This is a genomic window from Thermofilaceae archaeon, from assembly GCA_038731975.1.
GTDB lineage: Archaea > Thermoproteota > Thermoprotei > Thermofilales > Thermofilaceae > JANXEW01.
This window is the reverse complement of the sequence record JAVYQJ010000040.1, coordinates 1-7,247: the sequence shown is the minus strand read 5'-3', so window position 1 is coordinate 7,247 and position 7,247 is coordinate 1. Positions and strand designations below refer to the sequence as shown.

Annotated in this window: 7 protein-coding genes; 4 read left to right on the top strand and 3 right to left on the bottom strand. The window is 63.5% G+C overall.

Annotated features, from left to right (window positions below; all coding sequences use genetic code 11):
- Positions 1 to 68: 68 nt before the first annotated feature.
- From QXF46_08770 to QXF46_08760, 3 genes are all read right to left on the bottom strand, one after another.
- On the bottom strand, positions 69 to 485 hold the full coding sequence (locus QXF46_08770) for a PIN domain-containing protein (GenBank protein MEM0226951.1): 417 nt from the start codon (positions 483 to 485) through the stop codon (positions 69 to 71).
- On the bottom strand, positions 466 to 708 hold the full coding sequence (locus QXF46_08765; GenBank protein ID MEM0226950.1) for an AbrB/MazE/SpoVT family DNA-binding domain-containing protein: 243 nt from the start codon (positions 706 to 708) through the stop codon (positions 466 to 468). Before QXF46_08765 ends, QXF46_08770 begins: the two co-directional genes overlap by 20 nt.
- An 81-nt stretch (positions 709 to 789) precedes the next feature.
- Positions 790 to 1,611, bottom strand: a complete 822-nt coding sequence (locus QXF46_08760) for an inositol monophosphatase (protein MEM0226949.1) — start codon at positions 1,609 to 1,611, stop codon at positions 790 to 792.
- Between the two features lie 181 nt (positions 1,612 to 1,792).
- Here QXF46_08760 and QXF46_08755 point away from each other — a divergent pair, with 181 nt between their 5' ends.
- The 4 genes from QXF46_08755 (at position 1,793) to QXF46_08740 (ending at position 7,007) form a co-directional block, all read left to right on the top strand.
- The gene (locus QXF46_08755) at positions 1,793 to 2,422 is read left to right on the top strand and encodes a CPBP family intramembrane glutamic endopeptidase (protein ID MEM0226948.1); all 630 of its coding nucleotides are present in this window, start codon (positions 1,793 to 1,795) and stop codon (positions 2,420 to 2,422) included.
- Positions 2,423 to 2,453: 31 nt separating this feature from the next.
- A complete protein-coding gene (locus QXF46_08750; GenBank protein MEM0226947.1) occupies positions 2,454 to 3,320 on the top strand; it encodes a phosphatase PAP2 family protein in 867 nt (288 codons plus the stop codon).
- A gap of 107 nt (positions 3,321 to 3,427) precedes the next feature.
- On the top strand, positions 3,428 to 5,191 hold the full coding sequence (locus QXF46_08745) for an ABC transporter ATP-binding protein (protein MEM0226946.1): 1,764 nt from the start codon (positions 3,428 to 3,430) through the stop codon (positions 5,189 to 5,191).
- A 1-nt stretch (position 5,192) separates the two neighbouring features.
- The gene (locus QXF46_08740; GenBank protein ID MEM0226945.1) at positions 5,193 to 7,007 is read left to right on the top strand and encodes an ABC transporter ATP-binding protein; all 1,815 of its coding nucleotides are present in this window, start codon (positions 5,193 to 5,195) and stop codon (positions 7,005 to 7,007) included.
- Positions 7,008 to 7,247: the final 240 nt, after the last annotated feature.

Genomic DNA, 7,247 nt, shown 5'->3' with positions numbered 1-7,247 from the left:
ATTGACCCGTTGAATGATGCGGTAGATTAGCAAGCGCCCCCTAGGGGCAAGGGTGCATCAGCGCCGCGCTACACCGTCTCCGGTAGAACCTCGATGCCCATCCTCTCGGCCTGCCTCCTCAGCCTCGCGTCGAAGGTTGCTAGCGGAACCCCTCTTCGTACCGCAACGGATAGCACGACCTTGTCGTTGAAGCGGGCAACGGACACCCCCTCCTCAACCAGCGCGTTGAGCGCCCAGCGAACCCCCTCAACGCCCTCGCACGCGATAACGGCCCTCTCGTCGCCCGCGTAGTCCAGCACCTTCTCGCGAACAATTCGCGCCTCCAGCGAGAACCCCTTTAGGAACCAAACGAGCTCGTAGATGACGATCAATGGTATCACCCAGGAGTCCAGGCTGTCCAGCAGCTGCGCGGCTTGCTCGTGGTACACGGAGTCGCTGAAGGTGTCGTAGACGAGGACGTTTGTGTCAATCACCGCCTCCCGCAAACGCCTCACCCAGCCCCCTCGCGATCACCTCATCGATCTCCTCGGGGGTGAGCTTCCTACCCGCTGCTAGCCTCAACCTCTCCCTCCTCACCTTCTCCATGACTATCCTACCCCTTTCATCCACGCGAACCTCAAGGTAATCGCCGACCTTGATGCCGAGGGCCTCTCGAACATCCCTCGGGAGGGTAACCTGGTAGCTTCTCGTGACCTTTACCCTACTCACGCTCACGAATTGACATACTTCTATTTAAAGCTATCTACTTTAGATGCTCCCTCCAGCTCGCACGCTGGCGTGATGGATGCTTTACCCAGAGAGAGCGCTTGAACCGAGCGCTCGAAGAGCGTTGAGGACGACTTCGATGGTTTCCCCGTCTACGGCTGCCACAAGCGCGATCCTCTCGTCGATCGTCAGGCGGGGGGTTTCGCCCAACTTGCCCCTAGCGCTCACGAGGGCGCCGGCCTCTCTAACTATCAGGGTGGCTGCCGCTAAATCGACCGGGCGGGTGGCGTACCACGGGTCGACGTACGCGTCCAAGGCTCCGGCTGCAACGAGGGATAGCTCGAGGCACGCTGCACCGAGGTTCCTCACCACAGCCCCTTTGGGAGACAGGAGCAGCATGAGGGCGAAGGGGAGAGCACCCGCTTTAGGGGTTGAGTTCACGGAGACGACGAGGCCGTCGCCGGTGCGTTTAACCGCGAGCCTTCGGCCGTTGAGGTAGGCGCCCCCTCCCTTCACTGCGTACAGCTCGAGGCCCAGGGCCGGCGCGTAGATCGCTGCTGCCACAACGTCGTCGAGCGTCGACCCCTCCGCGGCGGCTACTGAAGTGGCGAAGAAGGGGATCCCCAGCTTGTAGTTCCTGCTCCCATCAACCGGGTCAACAACGAAGGTGACCCCACCCCTACCCCGCGTAACTTCGCCAACCTCCTCCGAGATGAACGTGAAGTCGCTCAAAGTACTCTCGATGTACTCCAGCACCGCCCGCTCGGCCGCCAAATCGCCGGCTAGGGCAACATCCCCGCCCCTACCCACTCCAACCTCCCTCAAACCCCCCTCCTCCCTAACCCTCAGAGCGGCCAGGCCTCCGGCCCTCGCCGCACCCCTAACGATCTCCAGGAGAGATGCCACGGGAGGGGCTGAAGCGACTCGTTATTTGCCTATCGGGCTTTCCCCGAATACGGTGCGCTGGAGGAGGGGTCTCAGCCGTCGGGACTAGCTCCTCACCCGTCAGACCCCCGTAGTATCAGCACCCTGCCACGCGTTCGCCAGCATCCCTAAAAATGTTCCCCAGCTCAAGGTGGCGTCCCAAATGGTAGCCGCTGTGCGAGGAGCGCTCGAACGTTGCGAAGGGGATTCCACGAACGTTTGGTTGCCGTACCTGGCTTTCATCGTACTGGCAAACTTCGCTTCACCCGAGCTCTCGTACCTCCAGCTCGCCGCCTTCTCCGCCTACATCCTATCGAAAACCGGCGCTGCGAGCAACCGCTCAACCCCAACCTACCGAACCCTCCCCCTCTTCGCGCTCGCGCAGCTCCCCCTCGCTCTGGCGGGCGGCAGATCCCAACCCTCAATGCTCGCCCTCCTCTCATCGGTTATCGCCGCGGTGGTTGAGGAGCTCTACTTCAGAGGGGTGCTGCAGCCGAGGCTCGGCATCGTGCCGCAAGCCTTCGCCTTCGCTCTAGCGCACCTGCGGCTGACGGACCCCGTCTCGCTCGTGGAATCCGCCCTAGTTTTCCCGCACTTCATGCTGCTGGGAATCGCGTTGGGCATCGTAGCTGATCAAGGCGGCTACCTCTCCTCCGCCGCCGCCCACGCGGTATACAACGCGGTCTCAGCGTTCTACACCCTGCCCTTCGAGATGGGCGCTGTCGCTGCTCTTCTCGCCATCGACGCTGCGCTGGCGTCCATCTTAGCCGGCCAACGATGGGTCCGACGTTAGATTGAATAGGTGCCCAGCTGCGGGGTCCCGCGTGAACAGGCGCACCCTCGAGTGGGCCGCCCTCGCCGCGTCGCTAGCCCTCTTGGCATCCCCAGCGCTCGCGTACGCGCTCGGCGCGTGGGACCCCTACTGGGTCGCTGTTACAAACCTGGGTGATGAGCCGGCGTACGTCGCCCTCTCCATCCTCCTCTACACCCTCGTATCGCACGAGCTCGGGTTCTACGCGCTCCTCTCCCTTATGACGAGCGGGTGGACCAACGTGCTGCTGAAGAACGCGCTAGCCCTCCCAAGGCCCCCGCGGGAGCTCTGGAAGATCGAGGTGAGCGGCTACGGCTTCCCCAGCGGCCACGCTCAAACATCCACCTCCTTTTGGTCCTCCATCGCCCTCAAGCTGCGGGACGCCTACGCCGCCGCACTGGGCGCAGTGATCGTAGCGCTAGTCTCCTACTCGCGCCTCGAGCTCGTGGTCCACTACCCCCACGACGTGGCGGGCGGCATCCTGCTGGGCTTAGCTTCAACGCTCGCAGCCTTTCAGATGATCCGCGCGTCCGAGAAGTGGGAGCGTTGGAAGCAGTCGCTGTTCCTCGCCGCGTACGGTGCAGCCGTATCCCTCCTCTACCTCCTGCACCTCGACGTAGTGTACGCCCGCGTTGGGGGCGTCACAATCGGGCTCTCCGCCTACCCGATGGTCCGCCAGAAGATTCCGGAGAAGCCTCCTCTGCCGGCGAAAGCGGCAGCCGCCGTTGTAGCGCTGCTGGCCGCGCTGATTATCACGAGGGCCGTTTCCGCTGCAGCACCGCTGGTGCAGCTGGCCGGGTACGCCCTCGTCGCAGCCGTAGCGGTACTCGCACCACTGGCCGGAGCCCCGCTCAGCAGAGGGAAAACGGGTCGAGCCTAGATGGAATAAAAAACCTTATAAACTAAGTTTCTTATAGTAATCGCGAGATGTATGGCATCATCGCGCTTATTAACCCATAGGGTTGTAGCGCTACAGGGTGTTGTACCGTGAGCAGCGACGGGGTTTTCGCGAAAACAGGCAGGAGCCCGGGGATGAAAAGCTACTTGCTCAAGCGTTGGAAGCTGGCGGCCGCCTCACTGGCGCTGGCGCTCATCGGATCGATACTCGGCATGAGCGCCCCCTACCTCGGCGGCTTGGCGTTGAACGCGCTCACTGCTGGCGAGTTCGACAAGCTGCTCACCTACGCCCTACCGATCGTCGCGCTCATCCTCGCGCAGGGCGTGCTCTCCTACTTCAGCGGCGTAACCTCCCAGTACCTGTCCCAGGGTATCGCCTTCGACTTGAGGAACGACGTCTACTCCCACCTGCAGGAGCTCTCGCTCGGCTTCTACAGGAGGATTGACACGGGCCAGCTGGTCGCCCGGGCGACGAGCGACATAGACGTGATCTCCCGCTTCCTCGCTTCAGCCTTCTCCGGTTTAGCGAGCGCCGTTTTCACGCTTGCAGTAGCTGGCTACTACATGACGTCGATCAACGCGAGGCTCGCGCTCTACGCGCTCGCACCCCTACCCTTCGTCTACCTCCTGGTTAGGAGGTTCGCCAGCCGCGCCAGACCATTGTTCGAAGCTTCGAGGGAGGTTTACGGCAGGATGACCTCGCACGTGACTGAGGTGACCAGCGGGCTGAAGGTCGTCCGCTCCTTGAACGCCTTATCCACCCTGTGGCCCCGCTTCAAGGCGGTCAACGACGAGATGCTCGGCTTGAACCTGAAGCTGGCTCGGCTCAGGGCCTCCACCTGGCCCTTCGTCGGCTTCCTCGCGAGCCTGAGCGCGCTGATCGTCTTCTGGGCCGGCGGCGGGCTCGTCGCAGCCGGCGAGTTGAGCGTCGGCATGCTCGTCTCTATGTCGATGTACGCCGGCATGATCACGTGGCCCTTCATCTTCTTCGGCTTCTTCACCGTGGACTACATGTACGCCAAGGTCGCGTCGAAGAGGGTCTTCGAGATCCTCAGCATCGAGCCTGAAGTGAAGGAGTCGCCCAACGCGACCCCCCTCGTGGTCAGCAGGGGGGAGGTTGAGCTGAGAGACGTCTGGTTCAGCTACGACAACGAGAAGTGGGTCCTCAAGGGGGTCAGCTTCAAGGTGAGGCCGGGCGAAATCGTCGCGATCGTTGGGCCCGCCGGCAGCGGGAAGAGCACGCTGGTCCAGCTGATCCCGAGGCTCTACGACCCTCAGCGCGGCCAAATCCTGATAGACGGCGTGGACGTGAGGGATGTGAAGCTGGACTCGCTGAGGAGGCAGATCGGGATCGTCCACCAGGACATCTACATCTTCCCCGACACGATACGGAACAACATCGCCTACGGGAAGCCCGACGCCACCCAGGAGGAGATCGAGAGGGCCGCTAAGCTGGCGATGCTCCACGACTTCATCGCCAGCCTGCCCCAGGGCTACGACACGCCCGTCGGCGAGCGGGGCGTCACCCTCTCGGGCGGCCAGCGGCAGAGGCTGGCGATCGCCCGCACGCTGCTCATCGACCCGAAGATCATCATCCTCGACGACTCCCTCTCCAGCGTGGACGCCGAGACGGAGAGGGCGATCTACGAGGCGATCACGAAGCACTTCAGGGGGAAGACGATCATCCTCATCACGCAGAGGCCGAGCACCATGAGGCTCGCCGACCGGATCATCGTGATCGAGGACGGGAGGGTGGTGGAGGAGGGGACGCACGATGAGCTCCTCAAGCGCAACGGCCACTACGCGAGGCTCTACGGGAGCCTAGCCAGGGAGGCTGCGGCGCAGGTGAGGTAGGATGGGAGGACCCCCACCCTTCTTCTTCATGCGGCTGGACGAGGAGAAGGCGGCGAGGAAGTACCCGGACAGGGTGCTCATCGCCAAGCTGGTCAAGCTGTCGCTCGCCTACAAGCTGTACTTCGCTCTGCTCGCCGCCTCCGTGGTGGCCAGGATCGCCACCTCCATCCTCACGCCCTTCGTTATGAAGTTCCTCGTCGACAGCGCGGTCGCGGCAAACCTGGGCGCGCTGGCGCACTGGAGCCTCGTATTCCTAGGGTTGACCGCGGCCGGCCTCGTCGCCGGCTTCGTGGGCGACTACTCCTCATCGTACCTAGCGAACAGGATCACCTACGACCTGAGGAACCGGATGTACCAGCACCTCCACCGCGTCAGCCTGGCGGCGGTCGCCGAGGAGCCCGTCGGGAGGATCGTGTCTAGGATCACCAACGACGTCGATACCATCGGCTTCGCGGCCGCAGCGGGGCTCATCAACGTCGTGGCCGACTTCATCACGATCGGTGGCGCCGCCCTGATGATGTGGGCCCTCAGCCCCCACCTCAGCCTCGTCGCCTACGCGATGATCCCCCTCGTCGCCGCCGCCAACGCCGTCGTGCTGAGGAGGGCGAGGCGCGCCTACAGGGAGACGAGGAGGAAGATCGCCGAGGTGACGAGCAGGATCTCCCAGGACGTCGCGGGCGCCGCCGTCGTCCAAGCCTTCTCCTACAGGAGGAGCAGGAACATCGAGGAGTTCAGGAGGATCAACGAGGAGAACCTGAGGGCCAACGTGCAGGCCGCGGCCGCCACATCGTCCATGAACATCGCGATGGCGGTGATCGAGGCGCTCGGCACCGTGCTGATCATCGTCTACGGCGGGCACCTCGTGATGGCCGGGGTGGCCACGATCGGGACGCTCGTCTCCTTCTACGGCTACCTCAGCAGCTTCTTCAGGCCCCTCAGGATGCTCGTCATGTTCCTCACCACGCTCCAGTCCGTCATGGCCGCGGCGGAGAGGGTCTTCATCTTCCTGGAGGAGTGGCCGCCCGAGCGGGAGGGCGGGGACGTCGAGGAGCCGCCCACGCTGGGCGAGATCGAGTTCAGGAACGTCGTGTTCGGCTACAAGGAGGGGCAGCCGGTCCTGAAGAACGTGAGCTTCCGCGTAAAGCCGGGCGAGTTCGCAGCGCTGGTGGGCCACACGGGCGCCGGGAAGACGACGATCGTGAACCTGCTGATGAGGTTCTACGAGCCCTGGAGCGGCGAAATCCTCATCGACGGCGTGAACGTATCGAGGTACAGGCTGAGCGCCCTGCGGAGCGCGGTACTGATGATCCCCCAGGAGCCCTTCCTCATCTCCGGAACCGTGCTCGACAACATCCTGCTGGCCAACCCTAGGGCCACGAGAGAGGACGTGGAGAAGGCCGTCAAAGCGCTCGGGCTCGAGGACATCCTGAGGAGCCTGCCCCAGGGCCTCGACACGCCCGTGCTCGAGGGCGGGAAGAACCTGTCGGTCGGCCAGCGCCAGCTCGTCTCGTTCCTGCGGGTCTTCATCGCCAACCCGAGGATCCTGATCCTCGACGAGGCGACGAGCAGCGTAGACCCCCACACCGAGGCCAGGCTGCAGGAAGCCCTGGAGAAGCTCACCAAGGGCAGAACCACCATAGTCATCGCGCACAGGCTGCAGACAATCGTCAGAGCCAACCACATCATCGTCCTCGACGACGGCAGAGTCGTGGAAGAAGGGACCCACGAGGAACTCCTCAAGCGCAACGGCCACTACGCGAGACTCTACGCCATCCAAACCGCGGAAGCCGCAGCACCGCTCCCCCCAGCCCGGTGAAGCTAACCTCACCAACCCCCAAGCAGAACCACACCCCCGCCCAAAGCCCCCAGCAGAGAACCCCGGTCGAACCACCCCCCTCAACCTCCAGTACGAGATTCGCCCCCCTCTCGTCGATCCCATTAGGACTAGCAGCAGCCCCACCCGCATCCGCAGCAACGTTTCAACCCCCGACCGCTTCAACAGCAAGATGCAGCTTCTAAACCCGGCAGACAGCTCAAGCCACTTCCCATCTCTCGA

Excerpts from the sequence above, each read along its gene's own strand:
- QXF46_08755 (MEM0226948.1), top strand. The coding sequence starts at position 1,793 with ATGGTAGCCGCTGTGCGAGGAGCGCTCGAACGTTGCGAAGGGGATTCC.
- QXF46_08740 (MEM0226945.1), top strand. The coding sequence starts at position 5,193 with ATGGGAGGACCCCCACCCTTCTTCTTCATGCGGCTGGACGAGGAGAAG.